The sequence below is a fragment of the Clostridium omnivorum genome (assembly GCF_026012015.1).
Taxonomy (GTDB): domain Bacteria; phylum Bacillota; class Clostridia; order Clostridiales; family Clostridiaceae; genus Clostridium_AX; species Clostridium_AX omnivorum.
Window position 1 is genome coordinate 4,313,297 of the sequence record NZ_BRXR01000001.1, and the last position, 18,594, is coordinate 4,331,890.

The window sequence follows — 18,594 nt, forward strand, 5'->3', positions numbered from 1 at the left end:
AAAGTATTTTAAAAATGAGTCCCCTGATAAACTTTTAAATTACTTCGAAAATAGTTTAAATAGAAGCAAGAAACTCCAAGACAAAGAAGTTTGGATTTGCTACAATAAGTCACTTGTTTGTTGCTTCTATGGGGAATTTGATAGGGCAATTGAATTTCTTGGTGAGATAGACTGGAATGATAAAGTTCCATATCTGCAGTCATTAGAAATATCAATTAAAGCTTTGATTTACTATTTAAAAGGGGATAACTATAAGGAGGGATTAAGGTTATCAATTATTGCTCAGAGACTAGGGGAAGTGTCTGGACATTATCCTGGAGTATCTAAGAGTAGGAATTTCTTTGATACTTATATTCAAATAGGAGAATTATTATCAGGAAATTATAGTAGTAAAGTGATTGATAACTTAGAAGAAAAATTTAAAAAAGTGCCTTTGTTTTTAAAGATTTTAATTGCATGGTGTCTATCAAACGTTTATACAAAGATGAATATGGAAGAAAAAGCTATAATTATGAGAGATTATTGTGAAAAAATAGTACCCCACTGTAAACCGTTATTAAGTATTAATTAAAATCAAAACGGTAATATAAAAAACATTGAAGTTGGCTTTAGGTTTAAAATCCTTTCGCTAAGCTAGGTTTGGCTAATATTTAGGTACGTCTTGATTGTGAGATGGTCTATGAAATTTTGTATAATTGAGTTATAACTTAAAGACTTTTAAATTATTTTTTCGTATATGATAGCACAATTAATAAAATCACTAAAGAACTTTTAATCATTATTATAGGAGGGAATTACATGGTAGATAACTCTAATGTTATTAGAAGGAGCAATTAAGATAATGAATTGAGCCTATAACCTCAAGTAACGGTTGGATAGTAGATTATTTTGGAGTCTTATTTTTAAATGCAAGAATAGATTTAGCGTTTGACCCGCAAGAATTTGTGGACAAATCAGAGACATCTGATATTGGTTTATATGCAAAGAACAATCTTGAAAAGGTTAACTGAAATGATAATATCATCAAAGTTCCATCCTTAGAATTTCAAATACAAGTTAATAGAAGAAAAATATATGATAGATTAAAAATGATAGAAGATTATTTAAATAAATGATTTTTTGGTAAATATTAATCATTATAAATACATACTAAGTAGAAGTTTAGGCCTACGGATATAATTTTATTAATAAAATCAAACTCCGCAACAGAGGAAACTTTTTAAATGTCTTTTAATGCTAGAATTTAATTACGGTACAGGGGAGTGATGTATTTGGAAAATATAGATATTCTGCAGAAAACAATTGATTACATTGAAGAAAACCTGAAAGCTGAATTAAATTACGAGGAAATAGCAGGTATGGCTGGTTATTCTACTTACCACTTTTTACATGTTTTTAGCGATGTTGTTGGAATGCCTTTATCTGCATATATTACAAGACGCAGAATCAAACACGCAATATATGATATTTATATGGGGAAAAAGCTAGTTGAAACTGCATTGCTCTATGGATTTGATACACATTCCGGATTTTTTAAAGCTTTTAAGCGTGAGTATGGTTGTTCACCTTCAAAATACATAAAAACCTCAAAGGTTATAAAGCCAGTACCAGTAGATTTAAAACAGGAGGCAAAAATAATGCTTACTCAAATTCAAATAAAACAAATCCTTTCAAATTGGGATGTAGATTCAAAACTAAAAGTGGATAAGGTGTACTTTTACTCAGGGGATGTTAAGGCTTGGAATATAGGGGAGAAGTATGTCTTGACTACTGGAACAAATATCGTAGGCTTTCGAATGCATAGTTTACTGGCTGAATTACTTTCGAAGAAAGGTATCAATATTTCCTGTCCGATGAAAACAAAGGATGGACAGGATTTTTTCCAAAATGAAGATCGTTTTTATGCTTTGCTGAATCGAGTGGAGGGAAGATACTTAGCTCCTGAGGAAAGATATGCTGATGATAGAGAACTAGTTGGTGAAAAGTATGGCAAGGCAATCGGTAAACTTCATTGTGCTCTTAAAGAATTAGATGATAAACTGGAAGTGAATGATAGTAATTTATATGATACAGTAATTAAGTGGGCAATGCCGGAAACAAAGAGAATAATGGAACAGTGGAATTGTCCTTTGCCTGATAGTTTTTTTGAGGAGTATAAAAAAAGTTTTGGGGAAGTGCACCACATGTTACCAAAACAAGTAATACACCGTAATCCTAATCCGACTAATGTATTATTTAATGAGAGAGAGGTAACCGGATTCATTGATTTTAATCTAAGCGAAAAAAATGTGAGAATTTTTGATCCATGCTACTGCGCAACAGGCATATTATCTGAATCTGGCAAAGTATCTGGAGGTTATGAAAAATGGCCTGAGATTCTCAAAGGTATTATCAATGGATACAATAGTATTTGCCCTTTAACTAGTTATGAGAAAGCATCAATACTAAATGTGATTTATTCTATCCAAATGATTTTTATTGCTTGGCTGAATGGCAGGGACGAAGAAAAAGATATTGCAATGGAAAACAGAAAAATGCTAATTTGGATATGGGAGAATTCAGATAAAATAATATTATAAATTGAATTTTAGAAGTGAAAAAAGAGGGGAGAAGTTTGTATGGACACAAAGTATATTATTTCAAATGATGGGGCGAAGATTGCTTATAGTATGATTGGAAAAGGTCCTGCACTATTATTAGTACATGGTGGAGCTGGACGTTATGATAAAAGCTTATGGAATAATACAGGTTGGGTTGAAAGGCTTAAAGATAAATTTCTAATTATAACACCTGATATAAGAGGCTATGGGGAAAGTGATAAATCAGAAGATTCTAACTTTTATTCTATAACTAATATATTAGAGGATTTAAATATTATATTAAAAGAGTGCAAGATAAAAGACTTTTATTATATAGGGTGGTCTTATGGAGCCAATATTGGACTTCAAATGTGTAAAAATAATAAGAATATCAAGAGTGCAATATGTGCTGGTGGGTGTATGGGCGATTATTTTTATAAATATGTTGCTCCAAGATTAAGAAGTACTTATGAAGAATTAAATGAGAGAAAGTCAAGTAATTCATTAGATAAAATTAATCTAGATGGGGATTTCAAGGAGTGGGTACAAACCACAAACCTAGATATACTAATTGCACAGTATAAGGCATGGGAGAATTGGACAGGCGTAAATACAGCTGATATTAATACAAAGCTCGCTATTTACTCAGGAACAAATGATAATAAAGAGCTATTAGAACAATTGCACTACCAGGAGAAGGAATTAATAGAACACAATATTAGAATGAAAATTTTTGAAGAGCTTGACCACTTTGGATTAGTCGGTGAGGTAGATACAGTTATGCCTTGGATATTAGATTTTTTATCAGAATAAATAATATGTAAATATTTCAAGGGTATGGAAAGTGGATTGGTCATAACGGAGGAATGCCGGGAATTGCTACCTACGAAAGGATTCACTTGGAGAGTAAAAGCGCCTTAATTTTAATGTGCAATTTAACTGGCTGCAGTCGAAGTGAAAATAGTAAAGGTTGGAGCAATTTAGTCGATGAATTGATGGAAAAATTAAATTTTAGTGAAAGAAAATAATATGATGAGAATAAGGTTTATGGTAAATTAAGATATTATTTCTATCAATTGCTCGAAAAAACTGATAAAAAACTGGATTCCGTACTTGGCGAAATCCAGTTAAAGAATTTTATCTTTTCCCTGTAGGCAGGAAAAAGTTCATTACTATGAATGCTAGAATTTTGTGTTTTTAGGCAGATCTAGTGTCCCAAATTACACCTATGATTTTATTGCCCAACGTAATTTAGCAGAACGTGCACGGCTATTGACATGACATTCTTCTGCTGATGGACGAATTGGTTCAGGTGCTATTTCGGAATAGACACCTTCACGAAAAAAGTATTGAAAAGATTTTTTAACGCGACGATCTTCTCCTGAGTGAAATGTAAGTATGGCAACACGACCACCCTTAGCAAGGACACTAGGAAGTTTTTCTAAAAATTCATCTAACACTTCAAACTCATTATTCACATCAATGCGCAATGCTTGAAAGGTTCTCTGACAGGATTTTTTAATATCATCCTCTTTGATTTTGGGAACATATTTCAGAGCATCTTTAATGATATTTCTTAGTTGTGTTGTTGTGGTTATATCAATTCCTTTGTTTATGCTAGACAAAATGGCACGAGCGATTACTGCTGCATGAGGCTCATCAGCATTTTCTATCAACATATCCTCTATTTCAAATAGTGTCATTTCTTTTAAAAGATCAGCCGCAGAGATACCCATTTTGGGATTAAGTCTTAAGTCTAATGGTCCTTCTGCCTTAAATGTAAATCCTCTTTCAGGATTGTCTATTTGCATAGAAGAAACACCTAAATCTGCCAATACAAAATTAAATGGCTCTGATTTTGATGTGATTTGATCTATTTGAGAAAAATTCATTTGCTTAATCTCTATAATTTCGGAACCATAACCCAAACGTTCTAAACGATCTTTGGTGCGTGGTAACTCAATAGGATCTACATCAATTGCATACAAACGCCCCTTTTTATCTAAGCATTTAAGCATCTCTAAAGAATGGCCACCATAACCAAGTGTTGCATCTAAACCGATTTGACCTGGAGTAATTTGTAAGAAATCTAGTATTTCTTTAACGCAAATTGAAATATGCATACCTGCAGGGGTATTGCCCTTCTGAATAATCTTTGCAACATCATCAGCATATTTTTCTGGATTCAGTTCCTTGTATTTTTCTTTATAATTTTTAGGGTGAGTGCCTTTATATCGAATACGTCGTTTATGTTTGGGCTCTTTCTCATCTAATATGTTATCTTGGCTCATTCTCTTCCCTCATTTTTGTAATATATTTTTGTATTTTTGTTACAAATTATATATTAGCAGATATAATTTGCTAAAGCAACACCAACAGCCGGCTTCTAATTTTTCAGATATATAGTCACATTGAATAACACATTAAATTGTATTAAAATCATATTGTTTAGGCAGTAACTATTTCGATTATATAATTTGAATTATTAAAGTTTTTAAAATTACGCTATGCTAAAAAATATACTAAATTGTGGGCATACTATATAATGAAATAGGATAAAGAAAACCCCTGCAATTATTAATTAGGAGGCTATTATAATGGCTAAAACCGGGAGTAAGTATAAACTCCAAGAAATTATACCTTTACAAACTATAATAGATAGTATAAATTCTAGTACAAACAATATTCTTTTAGAGATTGGTAGAGCAGTTGCTCCGAGGGAATATGCAGTTAGATTTTATAATGACAAAGAGCAACCTATATTTTATATGAATGAAGAAAGACTTCGATATGCAGTTGAAAAGGCAATCTTTCTAAGTTCATTCAACCACTGGGAACAAGTAATAGATATTCTTTATAAAAATAATGCACTAGAATTAGATGAGGAACAATGTATTCATCTTAATGAAAGGTTATATGGTACTACTAGTAAGGTTATTGACTAAGATAGGGAATATGTTAATAGATTGTATAAATAATAAAGGGGAATTTCATTTTTTGTAGAATCTATTAAAATAAATGGTTAAGATTGGTATGATAAAGGGGGTAAAAATGGAAATGGATAAGAGAATCGCAGTATTGATTGATGCTGACAATGTATCTGATAAATATATTAAGTATATAATTGACGAAATTTCAAATCATGGAACACCTACATATAAAAGAATATATGGGGATTGGACCAAGCCTCAATTAGCTTCGTGGAAGAATGTATTGCTTAATTATTCTATCAGTCCAATCCAGCAATATAGTTATACAACTGGTAAAAATTCAACTGACTCAGCATTGATAATTGATGCCATGGACATACTTTATTCAAATAATGTAGATGGGTTTTGTATTGTGTCTAGTGATAGCGATTTTACTAAATTAGCAGCTAGGCTAAGAGAAGCTGGTATGTATGTTATTGGTATGGGAGAAAAGAAAACTCCTACACCTTTTATATCAGCATGTGAGAAGTTTAAATACCTTGAAGTATTAGCGTCAATGTCCCCAAAACAAACTGAAATTACTGGTGGAAAGGGAGCACAAATACACGAGGAATCAAAAGAAGGAATAGTAAGTTCAAATAAATTAATAGATGCCATTAAAACAATTATAACTGAGATTTCAGATGAAGATGGTTGGGCATTTTTAGGCGAAGTAGGAAGTACTCTTAATAAACGATATCCTGATTTTGATACTAGAAACTATGGTTATACAAAGCTTACACCTTTTGTTGCATCTTTAAAAAATTTTGAGATTAGATCAACAAAAACTAGTAATCCAAGTATAAGTCTTAAATACATTAGAAATAAAGAATAATATCAACTTATAATGAAAAAAGCTCGGCAAATGCCAGGCTTTTTAAAATTTAAAAATTCTTTCACCAATTATCTTAGTTAATGTTGCTCTAATAAGCTTGATATATGAACTTTAATTTGATCCTTCGGTTCACTTAGCAAGTGGATATATGCTGTTTGATTGATTTCATTAACTTTTTCTATATATATTGGGGAGCCATTATAGGTTACATTAACCATCTCTGGAGAAGAAGCGATCTCGCTGGCACGTTCTGTTTTCATAAAAACACCTCCATTTGTTATTTAAACAATTATATTATTTTCATCTAATGATTTTATTATTCTTTAAATATATGTTGTAGTATCTTTTCGATATTATGCTTAAACAGACTTGACCACTTTTAAGTTTCTAATTGTGATATGAACTTTAGAGTTGATAAAAATTGGTATATTAAATAATGTGATAAACTTGGTTAATTATGCGGTGGTTTAATTGTGTATTACAGGTATATAAAGGTATATGTCGTTTTTTGTTGAAAATGCTTGTACAATAACTTAAAATTAAATATATATTTTCATTAACCCATAAGGAGACATGCATATGCTTTCTAAAACTAGATTAACTAAGTATAGTGTAGTAATAAGTGCTCTTATAGCAGGGATTTTCTTTTTATCAGTGGGACAAGTTCCCTCAAAAGTTACGTCAGATTCAAAATCTGATAGCACTGCATCAGATAAGGTTAATATCCCTGTTCCAAAAGCTTTGCCAGCTGATAATTCTAATGAGAATGCTTCTACTGTTCAAGTTAATGCTGATATTTCAAAAGATAAATCACAAGTTGTAGCAGTAAAATCAGAATTAAACAATTATGTACTGAAGGTTATTCATTCCTATGAGGGAAGAAAATACCCTTATCTTTTAAATAGCGATTATAGCCATTATAACGGGGTAACTGAAAATATTATTTATAAAGGTTCTCTTATTGCAAAAGCTAACCCGGATGGGAGTAAATCAAGTCACTGTGTAGGATTGACTTATGAAGTTTTTTTTAAGGCAATGGAAGAGAGAAACAAGGAAGCAGGAATAGCACCAGACAATTTTAATAACATGACTATAAATAATATGAATGATTTTATGTTGACCTGGTATAATGCAAAAGGAACCCCTAAGTCAACTGGGGACCAACTTGCTGGTGCAATTTCTAAATATGGTCTTGGATCTCAAATCAATAGATTGGAAGATGCCAAAGCAGGAGACTTTATTGATTTTAGCAGAACAAAATCAGGACATGCTGCCGTATTTATCAATTGGTTAAAGAATGATAATGGCGATATAGTAGGCTTTAGGTACTGGTCAACTCAAGAGTCCACAAACGGAATTGCCTATAAGGAGGAATACTTTAGTGATAATCCACAAGGAACCTTCAAAGGCACTGTAAATAGAAATCAGCTATATATTGGGAGGGTTGGGCCAATCGCAAATTATAAATCCTTCTAAGTATAAGTTATATATTTTAATTCATAAAAATTCCTCTCATTATATATATAGTTTATTGTCTATATATAATGAGAGGAATTATTTAATATCACCATGTCTTAAAGCGTTTTTCCAGTAGAGCTACTCCTTTATACATAAGAAAAGCAATTGCAGCCAGAATTACAATACTTAGCATAACCATATCTAACTGAGCTATTTGGCCACCAAAAATGATTAAGAATCCAAGTCCTTCCTTTGCAACTAAAAATTCACCCATTATTACTCCCACCCAGGAAAGTCCTACATTTATTTTTAATGTAGATATTATAGTTGGGAGTGATGCAGGTATGATTAGATGATTTAATGTTTGAAGCTTTGAGGCTCCAAAGGTCTTTAGGAGTTTAATCTTGTCTTCATCTACAGATTTAAAACCGTTAAGAATATCTATTATTGTTACAACTATTGAAATTAACAAAGCAACTATGATAATTGCCTTCAGGCCATTACCTACCCAGAATATGATTATTGGAGCAAGAGCAACTTTAGGCAGTGCATTTAAAACAACAAGGTAAGGATCTGATACCTTAGAAGCAAAATCTGACCACCACAGGAGAATAGCAATAAATGTACCTAATATTGTACCTGTGATAAAGCCTACAATGGTTTCAAAACAAGTTATAAATATATTATTAAATAAATTACCTTCAGCATGCAGCATGACAAGTGATTTCCACATTCTTGAGGGGGTACTAGTTAAAAATGGATCAATCCATTTAAAATCTCCAGCTACTTCCCAGAGCACAAAGAATGCAACTAATATAAAAATACGTACAAAGGTAATTTCATGATTTTTCTTTTTTACACTTTTTAAATATCTTCTCTGTTCTTCACTTTCCTTCATCATTCAAATCAAGCTCCTTCCATATTTTATTGAAATAACATCTAAAATTCTCATCATCTCTTCTTTTTAGTGGGGTATTGCTTTCAGCTTTGAAATTTACATCAATGATATTTTTTATTCCAGCAGGTCTTTTAGAAAGAATAATGACTCTATCACTCATTGAAATAGCTTCTGATATATCATGAGTAACCATAATCACCGTTTTTCTTTGACTTTTAATTATTCCGGATATTTCATCACTAACATTAAGCCTGGTTTGATAATCCAATGCAGAAAAGGGTTCGTCCAAAAGTAAAAGCTCAGGTTTTAACGCCAATGTCCTGATTAGAGCAACTCTTTGCCTCATGCCTCCTGAAAGTTCACTGGGGTGGTGGTTTCTAAAATTCCATAGATTATATCTTTTTAATAATTCTTCAATAAGCTCTAAGGAATCTGCATTCATTTTATGCTGAATTTTTAAACCTAGTTTCACATTTTCAAGTACATTGAGCCATTCAAAAAGTTGATCTCTTTGAAACATATAACCTATTTTAGTAGACATATCTTCCATCTTTTCACCATCTAGGTATATTTCACCGCTGGAAGGTTTTAATAAGCCGCAGATAATATTTAATAGAGTTGATTTGCCACAACCTGATGGACCAACTATACTTACAAATTCTCCTTCATATAAAGAAAAGTTTATATCTTTAAGCGCTTCGGTTTCTCCCTTTAAGGAGTGATAATTCATATATATATGTTTAATTTCAACTTTATTGCTATTATTCATAAAATCATCTCCTTTAAATGTAATAACTATATTTCAGTATATGTAAAGAGGCTAATAATGTTAAAAAGTCACAGCCGGTTATACCCAGAAAATTATGGCATAGCCGGCTGAACTTAATTATTTCTTAGTTTCATTAACCACTTTTGTAGCAATACTTGTATTTACAATCTTACTAAAAGCTGGCCTTTCAGGAATTAAAGTCTTGTTATAACCTTCTATAAGGTTCTCAAGTATATTCAAATTTTCTTCTTTTAATATTGGATCATGTGCAAATGCATTAATTGCTCTGTAGTTTTTAGTTACGTTTGTTAAAATGTCAACATCGGTTCCAGGAAAGAAGGATTTGATTTGTCCAGCTACTTCAGCATCACTATGGCTGTCTACCCAAAGCTGCCCTTTGTATATGGCTCTTGTAAATTTTTCAATAACATCTGAATGCTTATCTAAGTATGATTTAGTCGTAAAGTAACAGGTATAAGGCATAGTTCCAACTTCCTTACCTACAGAAGCAACAATATAGCCAGATTTATCCTTTTCAAGCATACTTCCAGATGGCTCAAACAAAGCTGCATAGTCACCTGTTCCTCCCTTAAAGGCTCCTGGAGCTGCTGCAAAAGCAACATTAGTTATTATTTTGATGTTCTTTTCATTGACCAGACCATGCTTTTTTAGAGCATATTCAAGTGCCATTTCTGGTACTCCACCAGGTCTTCCTCCGAGGATAGTTTTACCTTCAAGACTTTCCCAGCTAAAGTTTGTTTCTGACTTTCTTGATACAAGGAATGATCCATCGGTTTGAGTTAATTGAGCAAACAAAATAGGATAGTCATCTCTCTTTTGCACATTAATATAGATTGTCTGTTCAGGACCGCAAAATCCTATATCGGCATTGCCACTCATAACTTCCTGCATAGTTTTATCTGCACCCTGCCCAGTAGTTAGGTCGATTTCAAGACCTTCTTCCTTAAAAAAACCTTGATTCATTGCGGCGTAGAAAGGAGCGTAGAATACTGAACGAGTAACTTCGTTTAACCTTACCTTTGTAGTAGTAGTTTTACTTTGAGAAGAAGGGGTTTTGTTTCCACAGCCAGCTAGAGTAGTAGAAATAAGTAAGAAAACAAGGAATAAAATTGAGACAACTGAAAATTTTCTTTTCATATGAACCTCCATAATTAATTAATATTAATTCATATTATGATGTTCATACTAAAAGTGCCACGGGGCATTTTGTTTACGCATATCAATAAGGCAATAATTAATTATAATCTGAGAACATCTAATTGGATGGAAGAAAAATAATTCTAAACTACTATACAAGATATTATGAATAAATAGAAAAAATAATGTTATTAATAGAATGTGATCTGTTTAATGTGGATTCTACAAGCAAATTGTAAATTCGACCATTTTACCAAATAATTAGTAAAACATGAAGGGTTTTGTTTAGCATATGTCGAATAGTTAGTAAAAAAATATGATTCTTGAGAGGTGCAAATTCTATGATAGTTAGAAATTGTGATATAGACATAGAATCACTGAATATGAAGGACGTTATAAACATTAATTTGCTTCAGACCTTCCAGGACAATTTTGCAGAAAGCATGGATATAGCAAGCATTACAGTAGATAGAAATGGAAGTCCTTTAACTAGCCCAAGTTCTTATACAAGTTTTTGCATTGATTATGTTCATTCAACTCCTATTGGAGATAGCAGATGTGCTGAGTGCCATAAAAAGGCTGGGGAAATAGCTGTTCAAACGGGGAAACCATATATATATACTTGTCATGCGGGATTAATTGATTTTGCTGCACCAATTTTAATAAATGGGCATCAGATTGGTACTATATTAGGTGGACAAGTATTAACAAAAATACCTGATGAAGCAACTTATAGAAAAGTAGCAAGAGAAATACAGGTGAATGAGGATAAGCTTGTTGATTCTGTAAAAAAAATTAAAATAACCACAGAAAAAAATATTAGAGCTGCGGCAGAACTTTTATATATATATGCAAATTCACTTTCTAAAATAGGCTACGAAGAATTAAAGCTCAAAAATAGTTCTAAATTACTAGAGAATGAAGTATCAAGAACAAATCTATTACTAGAGGAATCAAAAAGGGCTAACGAATTAATGACTCAACAATTTTCAATATTATCTCATGAATTAAAAACTCCACTTAATATTATTTTTAGTTCCTTACAGCTATTAGAAAGCTGTTATAAAGCAAGTTCCTTAGTTCCTGAAACTGGAATGTTTTTAAAATACTCCAATATAATGAAGCAGAACTGCTACAGATTGACTAGACTCATAAATAACATAGTAGATATGAACAAAATTGAACTTGGGTTTTCAAGTTTAAATTTAAAAAATAGTAATATAATCGAGGTAATTGAAAATATAACTTTGTCAGTTGTTGAACATGCAAGCTTAAAAAATATTAGTATAGTTTTTGATACTGATGTTGAAGAAAAAATAATCTCCTGTGATTCAGAGAAAATTGAAAGAATTATGCTGAATTTATTATCAAATGCAATTAAGTTTACCGAAGCAGGAGGAAGTGTAATTGTAAGTATATGTGATAAAAATGATTATATACTTATTTCAGTAAAGGATAGCGGCATTGGAATTCCAGAGGATATGCTTGAAAAAATATTTGATACTTTTACACAAGTTGATGGTTCATTAACAAGAAATACTGAAGGCAGCGGGATAGGTTTGTCTATTGTAAAATCCTTTACTGAAATGCATGGCGGTGAAGTTACTGCAAAAAGTCAATTGGGTAAGGGCAGTGATTTCATAATCAAAATGCCAGTTAATAATATTGAGAATGAATCCAATACGGATAATCAAGAAGATAGCAGCTTAAATGATAATGAGGAAAAAGTTAATATGGAATTTTCTGATGTATATTTATAATTAGATGAATTATGAGAATGATTTTGAGAGGGGATAATACAATTGAAATTTTGTGTTTTGATGGGAAGTCCTAGGTTAAAAGGAAATACAGCTGAATTATTAAAGCCTTTTATAGCTGAGCTTGAAGATAAAAAAGCTGAGATTACTTACATATCTTTAGCTACAAAAAACATTTTACCCTGTAAGGGCTGCTATGCTTGCCAGGATGTTAGTGGTGAATATGGTTGTGTACAGCAAGATGATACAGCAGAAATAATAGAAAAAATAGTTGACTGTGATTGCGTTGTTTTGGCAACTCCTATATATTCATGGTATTGCACAGCACCTATGAAGGCTTTACTTGATAGACATTATGGGCTCAATAAGTTTTATGGCAGTGCTAAAGGTTCGCTATGGAAAGGTAAAAAGATAGCAATAGTAGCTACACATGGATATGATGCAGAATATGGTGCGGGTCCTTTTGAAACTGGTATTAGGAGATTATGCCAACATTCTAATTTAGAATATATGGGTATGTATTCTGTTCGAGATGAGGAAAATATAGCATCATTTCAAACTGAGAAGGCAATGAATGGAGCAAGAGTTTTTGCCAGAAAGTTACTTGAAAACGATACTGATGCTTAAAAGAGCTGTAATGACTTAACTAAACTAGAACCCCTCGGAAAAACCGAGGGGTTAATATTAAACATTTATCCTAATTACTAATACTTGGAAACCAAGTTAATAATATATCGTTAGGTATTTTCGTGCCATGCACACTTTCTCCCATTTTAACATTTGGCTTAAGCTTTCCATGATAATCACTTCCACCTGAGGAGTATAGATTGTGCTCACAACAATAGTTAAGCAGATACTTTGTTTTGTCAATGGAATGGAGAGAATGATAGCATTCGATACCATCTAGTGCATTTAGTGAAATTATTGAACTTAGAAATTCATCATGATCATCTACTATATATCCATAAAGATGTGCTAGAAAGGATTTACCACCTGCTTTTTTTATGAGAGCAGCAGCTTCCTGTACTGTTAGATAATCCTTCATCTGATCAAGGAAAAATGGGCTTTCTTTATTATTCACGCAGGTTCTGTAAAATGCATTTAGACTTTCCCATATTTCTTTAGTAAAATATTTTTCATTCTCAGGATATTTTCTAAGATCAGCATGCATTATCTGTGTAGCAAAGTACTTACCATCAATTGATAAATTTTCAGTATATTTTAAGTTAAGATTTCGGCATACTTCCTTCATTTTTCTAAGATAATTATTTTCTCTTTCATAAAACCTTTCATCTGAAACTAACCCCGTTGAACTAATAACCTCAAAATCCAAGCCATAGCCTAAAATTTCTATTGGCTTTCCATTGTGAACAGCAGAAAATTCACAGCCATGAATAAGTTTTCCTTTAAAATAGTTATCAATATTAATATCATTTAGCTTTTTATAAGCACTTATGGAATCATGGTCTGTAATAGAAATATACTCTAATCCTAATTGTTGAGCCTTTATAAGAATATCCATTGGTTCATCTGAACCATCTGAGGTAGTGGTATGTATATGTAAATCTATCATAATAATACAGCTCCTTTTTGTTGTTACATATTTTATTGTAGCTAAATTTATAAAGTCTAGCAATAGGATTTCCTGGAGGCTACATAATAACTATAGTAAAATCCAATAATACTATTGAAAATAAAGATATATATAAGGAGATTATAGAATGAAAAATATTTTAGGTTATTATCTAATGCCCCATCCACCAATAGTAATTCCTGAGGTAGGAAAAGGTGAAGAAAAAAAGATAGATAGAACTTTCAATGCATGTAATGAGATTGGGTTAGAAATAGCTAACCTTAAACCAGAGACTATAGTAATTATAACGCCTCATGGAGCCATGTTCTCAGATGCAATAGCAATTTCAGATGAAGAGAGAATTACTGGAGATTTAAGAAATTTTGGAGTTAGCAGTGTAAAAATGGACTTTGCTATGGACAGGGAGTTTAATGAAAATTTAAATCATATTTGTCAATTAGATGGAATATCCACGGCTACAGTAGGTTCAGCTTTGTTAAAGAAATACGATTACAAATTTCAATTAGATCACGGAGCTATTGTTCCACTATATTTTGTAAATAGGCACTACAATGAATATAAAATAGTTCATATAACCTATTCCTTACTTGGAGAGATGAATTTATATAGATTTGGAATGAATTTAAGGAAGACTGCTGAGAAGCTAGGTAGAAAGATAGTAATAATAGCAAGTGGAGATCTTTCTCACAAGTTAAAGGAGGAAGGACCATATTCCTATTCACCTTATGGAGAAAAATTTGATGCACAGTTCTTAGAATTTCTCCATAATGGAGATGTAAGTTCATTATTTAATATGAATAAAACTATGGTAGAAGAAGCTGCACAGTGTGGGTTAAATTCAGTTTACATTCTCATAGGGGCTATGGAAGGAAAAAATTTTAAAGGGGACCTTTTGTCCTATGAAGGAACTTTTGGTGTGGGCTATGGAGTAATGAAGTTTAAAAGAGGAGAAGAAGACAGTAGTGCTTTAAATTTATTAATAAAATTAAAGAAAGAAAAAACTAAGAAAAAGCTTGATTCTGGGAATCCTTATACAAAACTTGCTAGGGAAAGTTTATATTTCTATTTTAGTCATGGCGGAAGAATGAAAGATATAACTAATTTACCTAATGAGCTTCTAAAAGAAAAGCATGGGGTTTTTGTATCCTTAAAAAAGTTTGGTTCACTTAGAGGATGTATAGGAACCATTGCACCAACTACTAATTCAGTGGGTGAAGAGATAATAAAAAATGCCATAGAAGCAGCTTTAAATGATCCAAGATTCGAAACTGTGAAGGAAGATGAATTAGAGGATATAGACATATCTGTAGATGTTCTTATGGATGCAGTCAAAGCTAGCAGAGAAGAATTAAACCCAAAGATATACGGTGTTATAGTTACAAAGGGTTATAGGAGAGGGCTTTTATTGCCAGATATTGAAGGAGTAAATACTGTGGAGGAACAGTTAAGTATTGCCTGCAGCAAGGCTGGAATTGATGACAATGAGGATTATGAAATAGAAAAGTTTGAAGTTGTAAGGTATAAAGAAGGTGAATAGAATTTGGATTCAAAAATTTTATTTTATGAAAGATTAGAGGATACGGTTAGGTGTAGAGTTTGTCCACATAATTGTTTAATAGATGAAGGAAAGTATGGAATATGTAGAGTTCGAACAGTTAAAAACGGAGAACCTGTTGCTATTAATTATGGGGAAGTTACATCTTTAGCAGTAGATCCTTTAGAGAAAAAGCCTTTATATCACTTTAAACCTTCAAAAGATATATTATCTCTTGGAAGCTTTGGCTGCAATATGACCTGCAGCTTTTGTCAAAACTATGAGATATCTCAGGGTAGACCAACAACTCAGTTTACAAGTATAGAAGAATTAACAAATATAATTCCTAACATAGAAAATAATGTAGGGATTGCTTTCACTTATAATGAGCCAATGATGTGGTATGAATATATGTATGAGGCGGCTAAGAAAATTAAAGAGCACAATAAAGATACATCAATAGTCGTTGTGACTAACGGTTATATAAATGAAGAACCTCTTATGAAGCTTCTGCCTTATGTTGATGCTATGAACATTGATTTGAAAGGTTATACCAATAAGTATTATAAAAAGGTATGCGGTGCTAAGTTAGAGCCAGTACTAGAAACAATAAAAAGATGTAATGATCACTGTCATGTTGAAATAACAACTTTGCTTGTAAGTGATGAAAATGATTCTTTGGAGGAAGTTCATGAAATAGCACAATTTATTGCCAGTGTTAATAAGGATATGCCTCTGCATTTAAGCAGGTATTTTCCTAGATACATGATGAAAAATGAGGAAACAAAAGTAGAAAAAATGCTTTTAGCAAAGGAAGCGGCTAAGAAATACTTAAACTATGTATATATTGGTAACGTTGGCGGGATAGAAAACAATACTTACTGTCCAAATTGTAATGCTACACTTATAAAGAGAACTGGCTACAATACAGAAGTTAATATTAAAGATAATAGATGTTATTCCTGTGGGGAAAAGATTAATATAATAATATGATGAAAAAAGTAGTTTATGGACAAATGGAATATCTTGACATGAATTGAAAGCAGATATTATAATTATAATAATTGATTTTAAATTACTTTTTAAACTGAGCAGGCAATGAACCTAGTTGTAGGTCATAGGGCTGGGTCGTTACAGAACGACAACAGATGAGGTTTAACACATCTGTGGGACAGTGATTTGTTCCACAGATATTTTTTTATAGAATTTAATAATAATAGTTTTTGAAAGTAATATTGAGGGAGGGGAGTGTATGCCTGAATCACATCTAACTAAAAATGCACTGTCTGCAGCTATGAAAAAACTTATGGACAAGTATCCAATGGAAAAAATTAAAATTAGTGATATCGTTGAACAATGTGGTATGAATAGGCAGAGCTTCTACTACCATTTTAAGGACAAGTATGATTTAGTGAATTGGATTTTTTATACTGAATTCATTGAAAGTATCAAAAGCTCTTTGGATAAGCCACCAGGAGAATTAACAGAAGAAATATGCGTTTTTTTTTATGAAAACCGTAACTTTTATAGTAATGCTTTAAAAGTAACAGGACAAAACTCCTTTTCCGATTATTTTGTTGAGGTTTTGCACCCAATAATACATTCACAGCTTGAGGAAATTATTAAAGATGATCCTAACCATGACTTTTATGCAACTTTCTTTGCTGATGCTATTCGGGTTTCAATAACTAGATGGCTGCTTGAAGGTGCTAAAATGCCACCCAAAAAGTTTGCAGAACTATTGAAGATTGCATCCACTGATGTTATCTATAAGTTGGTTAAAGATTCTGAGAAAGCAGAATAATAGTTTAGGAGTAATTAATCCTTGGTATAGTTTTTCAAAATGCTATTTAGTGATTGTGTTCTGAGGTTTATACCTTTATCTAATGTATCTTCTAATGAAAATTCTATGGATCCATTACTTTTAATTGCCATGAAACCTTCTTTTGTTGAGATCATTCGAGAAATAGCCGCATAATCTTCATAAAAATCGAAAATAAAAAATGGGTATTTAATTGCGCTTTTTGATGTTTGTATAAACTTTGAAAAGCGCTCTTTATTTTCAGTTTCATTTAGACCATGTTTAATATAAAAAGCAAAAGCACAATGTAGAAATTCAACTTGTTTTAGATATTCGTCGCTAATTAAATATTCAAAATTGAAGTCGCTACACATATTGTAAATACCATATAGGCATTTGTTCTTAATTAAGATATCTGCTGCATTTCTACAAATTATATAGTTTTGGATATCCATAGCTAACATAGGTACAATATTTCCAGCATTAATCAGTACCTTTGCAATTCCATCCGTAAGCAAGTCAGGTTTAAAAAAAATAAAATAGCTGCTGTTCTTATGAAGTTTAAGCATATTGAGCAGTGAATTTAACTGTTCTTTATTTATATTTACAAAAAACATACCGCAATAAATGCCCATAAGTTCTCCGCTTATTAAAATGGTTTCTATTTCTTTTATAGAAAGAATATCCTTAGTATTATGTATAAAATCAAAAATTAAAGCCCAAGGGACATTATATCCATTATTCTTCTTGGATTTTTTTATTTTTTCTGCACCATAAATCCAACTGTTATAACCTAGATTGATACCAAAACGCTTAAGAATACAAGAATCTGTATTTTGAAATATTTGATTTACAAGTTTATAATAAGGACTGTTGTCATTATTCAACATCTGTTGTGCCATGATAAAAAATTCTTTTTGAAATGGACCTGTAGAAAAATGAGTACCTAAGTCAACCAAGTTACGAATTCCACGGTTTGAATTATCTTTTATATCTCGTATACCTTTGTCTATGGCGGTTTCAATCATGGTATATGTTATTTTATTTTTTCTTTCCATCAGATGTTTTCTCCTTCCATTATTATACACTTATAATATTCCCTAATAGATAATAAGAAAATAGACAAATCTATGAAATGTTGAAATTTTAGACAACTTTTGTAATTGTCGTGATTTTTGACATGTTTTAATTTTGTCTAATGAAGTTTGGAAATAAATTGTATACAATTGAGGAAACAGAAAT

Annotated in this window: 18 protein-coding genes and 1 riboswitch; of the genes, 11 read left to right on the forward strand and 7 right to left on the reverse strand. The window is 31.7% G+C overall.

Annotated elements, in window-relative coordinates:
- Positions 1-223: 223 nt before the first annotated feature.
- The 3 genes from bsdE14_RS20510 (at position 224) to bsdE14_RS20520 (ending at position 3,392) form a co-directional block, all read left to right on the forward strand.
- Complete coding sequence (locus tag bsdE14_RS20510; RefSeq protein WP_264851873.1) at positions 224-571, forward strand: hypothetical protein; 348 nt, start codon at positions 224-226, stop codon at positions 569-571.
- Between the two features lie 700 nt (positions 572-1,271).
- The gene (locus bsdE14_RS20515) at positions 1,272-2,579 is read left to right on the forward strand and encodes a helix-turn-helix domain-containing protein (RefSeq protein WP_264851874.1); all 1,308 of its coding nucleotides are present in this window, start codon (positions 1,272-1,274) and stop codon (positions 2,577-2,579) included.
- Between the two features lie 39 nt (positions 2,580-2,618).
- On the forward strand, positions 2,619-3,392 hold the full coding sequence (locus tag bsdE14_RS20520) for an alpha/beta fold hydrolase (protein WP_264851875.1): 774 nt from the start codon (positions 2,619-2,621) through the stop codon (positions 3,390-3,392).
- A 413-nt stretch (positions 3,393-3,805) separates the two neighbouring features.
- Here the strand turns inward: bsdE14_RS20520 and rsmH are convergent, their stop codons facing one another.
- Positions 3,806-4,870 carry a 16S rRNA (cytosine(1402)-N(4))-methyltransferase RsmH gene (rsmH, locus tag bsdE14_RS20525; RefSeq protein WP_264851876.1) on the reverse strand — a complete coding sequence of 355 codons (1,065 nt, stop codon included), beginning with the start codon at positions 4,868-4,870 and terminating at the stop codon, positions 3,806-3,808.
- A gap of 306 nt (positions 4,871-5,176) precedes the next feature.
- On the opposite strand from rsmH, the gene bsdE14_RS20530 reads away from it, so the two are divergent.
- A complete protein-coding gene (locus bsdE14_RS20530) occupies positions 5,177-5,524 on the forward strand; it encodes a hypothetical protein (protein WP_264851877.1) in 348 nt (115 codons plus the stop codon).
- 106 nt (positions 5,525-5,630) lie between these two features.
- Entirely contained in the window at positions 5,631-6,383 is a 753-nt protein-coding gene (locus tag bsdE14_RS20535; protein WP_264851878.1) for an NYN domain-containing protein, read from the forward strand.
- Between the two features lie 77 nt (positions 6,384-6,460).
- Here bsdE14_RS20535 and bsdE14_RS20540 read toward each other — a convergent pair whose 3' ends face one another.
- The gene (locus tag bsdE14_RS20540; protein ID WP_264851879.1) at positions 6,461-6,643 is read right to left on the reverse strand and encodes an H-type small acid-soluble spore protein; all 183 of its coding nucleotides are present in this window, start codon (positions 6,641-6,643) and stop codon (positions 6,461-6,463) included.
- A 319-nt stretch (positions 6,644-6,962) separates the two neighbouring features.
- Here bsdE14_RS20540 and bsdE14_RS20545 point away from each other — a divergent pair, with 319 nt between their 5' ends.
- On the forward strand, positions 6,963-7,859 hold the full coding sequence (locus bsdE14_RS20545; RefSeq protein ID WP_264851880.1) for a hypothetical protein: 897 nt from the start codon (positions 6,963-6,965) through the stop codon (positions 7,857-7,859).
- Positions 7,860-7,947: 88 nt separating this feature from the next.
- On the opposite strand, the gene bsdE14_RS20550 is transcribed toward bsdE14_RS20545, so the two are convergent.
- The 3 genes from bsdE14_RS20550 to bsdE14_RS20560 all read right to left on the reverse strand — a co-directional run bounded on the left by bsdE14_RS20550 (position 7,948) and on the right by bsdE14_RS20560 (position 10,666).
- Positions 7,948-8,742 (reverse strand): ABC transporter permease, encoded by a 795-nt coding sequence (locus bsdE14_RS20550; RefSeq protein ID WP_264851881.1) that lies wholly within the window; start codon positions 8,740-8,742, stop codon positions 7,948-7,950.
- The gene (locus bsdE14_RS20555) at positions 8,726-9,508 is read right to left on the reverse strand and encodes an ABC transporter ATP-binding protein (protein ID WP_264851882.1); all 783 of its coding nucleotides are present in this window, start codon (positions 9,506-9,508) and stop codon (positions 8,726-8,728) included. Before bsdE14_RS20555 ends, bsdE14_RS20550 begins: the two co-directional genes overlap by 17 nt.
- A 117-nt stretch (positions 9,509-9,625) precedes the next feature.
- Positions 9,626-10,666, reverse strand: coding sequence for an ABC transporter substrate-binding protein (locus tag bsdE14_RS20560; protein WP_264851884.1), 1,041 nt, complete (start codon positions 10,664-10,666; stop codon positions 9,626-9,628).
- Between the two features lie 341 nt (positions 10,667-11,007).
- Between bsdE14_RS20560 and bsdE14_RS20565 the strand changes: the two genes are divergently transcribed.
- Together bsdE14_RS20565 and bsdE14_RS20570 are read left to right on the forward strand one after the other, a co-directional pair.
- Positions 11,008-12,426, forward strand: a complete 1,419-nt coding sequence (locus bsdE14_RS20565; RefSeq protein ID WP_264851885.1) for a sensor histidine kinase — start codon at positions 11,008-11,010, stop codon at positions 12,424-12,426.
- Between the two features lie 42 nt (positions 12,427-12,468).
- Positions 12,469-13,050 (forward strand): flavodoxin family protein, encoded by a 582-nt coding sequence (locus bsdE14_RS20570; protein WP_264851887.1) that lies wholly within the window; start codon positions 12,469-12,471, stop codon positions 13,048-13,050.
- A 70-nt stretch (positions 13,051-13,120) separates the two neighbouring features.
- On the opposite strand, the gene bsdE14_RS20575 is transcribed toward bsdE14_RS20570, so the two are convergent.
- Positions 13,121-13,996 (reverse strand): PHP domain-containing protein, encoded by an 876-nt coding sequence (locus bsdE14_RS20575; RefSeq protein ID WP_264851888.1) that lies wholly within the window; start codon positions 13,994-13,996, stop codon positions 13,121-13,123.
- Positions 13,997-14,144: 148 nt separating this feature from the next.
- Here bsdE14_RS20575 and amrA point away from each other — a divergent pair, with 148 nt between their 5' ends.
- The 3 genes from amrA (at position 14,145) to bsdE14_RS20590 (ending at position 17,355) form a co-directional block, all read left to right on the forward strand.
- Positions 14,145-15,554 carry an AmmeMemoRadiSam system protein A gene (amrA, locus tag bsdE14_RS20580; RefSeq protein ID WP_264851889.1) on the forward strand — a complete coding sequence of 470 codons (1,410 nt, stop codon included), beginning with the start codon at positions 14,145-14,147 and terminating at the stop codon, positions 15,552-15,554.
- Between the two features lie 3 nt (positions 15,555-15,557).
- Positions 15,558-16,544 carry an AmmeMemoRadiSam system radical SAM enzyme gene (gene amrS, locus bsdE14_RS20585; RefSeq protein WP_264851890.1) on the forward strand — a complete coding sequence of 329 codons (987 nt, stop codon included), beginning with the start codon at positions 15,558-15,560 and terminating at the stop codon, positions 16,542-16,544.
- 84 nt (positions 16,545-16,628) lie between these two features.
- Positions 16,629-16,728, forward strand: a riboswitch (NiCo riboswitch).
- Positions 16,729-16,803: 75 nt separating this feature from the next.
- Positions 16,804-17,355 (forward strand): TetR/AcrR family transcriptional regulator C-terminal domain-containing protein, encoded by a 552-nt coding sequence (locus bsdE14_RS20590; protein WP_264851891.1) that lies wholly within the window; start codon positions 16,804-16,806, stop codon positions 17,353-17,355.
- 14 nt (positions 17,356-17,369) lie between these two features.
- Here bsdE14_RS20590 and bsdE14_RS20595 read toward each other — a convergent pair whose 3' ends face one another.
- Entirely contained in the window at positions 17,370-18,410 is a 1,041-nt protein-coding gene (locus bsdE14_RS20595; RefSeq protein ID WP_264851892.1) for a hypothetical protein, read from the reverse strand.
- Positions 18,411-18,594 lie beyond the last annotated feature (184 nt).

What these genes read in the sequence shown, in the direction of transcription:
- bsdE14_RS20520 (WP_264851875.1), top strand. Translation starts at nt 2,619, where the DNA reads ATGGACACAAAGTATATTATTTCAAATGATGGGGCGAAGATTGCTTAT.
- rsmH (WP_264851876.1), bottom strand. Translation starts at nt 4,870, where the DNA reads ATGAGCCAAGATAACATATTAGATGAGAAAGAGCCCAAACATAAACGA.
- bsdE14_RS20530 (WP_264851877.1), top strand. Translation starts at nt 5,177, where the DNA reads ATGGCTAAAACCGGGAGTAAGTATAAACTCCAAGAAATTATACCTTTA.
- bsdE14_RS20535 (WP_264851878.1), top strand. Translation starts at nt 5,631, where the DNA reads ATGGAAATGGATAAGAGAATCGCAGTATTGATTGATGCTGACAATGTA.
- bsdE14_RS20540 (WP_264851879.1), bottom strand. Translation starts at nt 6,643, where the DNA reads ATGAAAACAGAACGTGCCAGCGAGATCGCTTCTTCTCCAGAGATGGTT.
- bsdE14_RS20545 (WP_264851880.1), top strand. Translation starts at nt 6,963, where the DNA reads ATGCTTTCTAAAACTAGATTAACTAAGTATAGTGTAGTAATAAGTGCT.
- bsdE14_RS20550 (WP_264851881.1), bottom strand. Translation starts at nt 8,742, where the DNA reads ATGATGAAGGAAAGTGAAGAACAGAGAAGATATTTAAAAAGTGTAAAA.
- bsdE14_RS20555 (WP_264851882.1), bottom strand. Translation starts at nt 9,508, where the DNA reads ATGAATAATAGCAATAAAGTTGAAATTAAACATATATATATGAATTAT.
- bsdE14_RS20560 (WP_264851884.1), bottom strand. Translation starts at nt 10,666, where the DNA reads ATGAAAAGAAAATTTTCAGTTGTCTCAATTTTATTCCTTGTTTTCTTA.
- bsdE14_RS20565 (WP_264851885.1), top strand. Translation starts at nt 11,008, where the DNA reads ATGATAGTTAGAAATTGTGATATAGACATAGAATCACTGAATATGAAG.
- bsdE14_RS20575 (WP_264851888.1), bottom strand. Translation starts at nt 13,996, where the DNA reads ATGATAGATTTACATATACATACCACTACCTCAGATGGTTCAGATGAA.
- amrA (WP_264851889.1), top strand. Translation starts at nt 14,145, where the DNA reads ATGAAAAATATTTTAGGTTATTATCTAATGCCCCATCCACCAATAGTA.
- bsdE14_RS20590 (WP_264851891.1), top strand. Translation starts at nt 16,804, where the DNA reads ATGCCTGAATCACATCTAACTAAAAATGCACTGTCTGCAGCTATGAAA.
- bsdE14_RS20595 (WP_264851892.1), bottom strand. Translation starts at nt 18,410, where the DNA reads ATGGAAAGAAAAAATAAAATAACATATACCATGATTGAAACCGCCATA.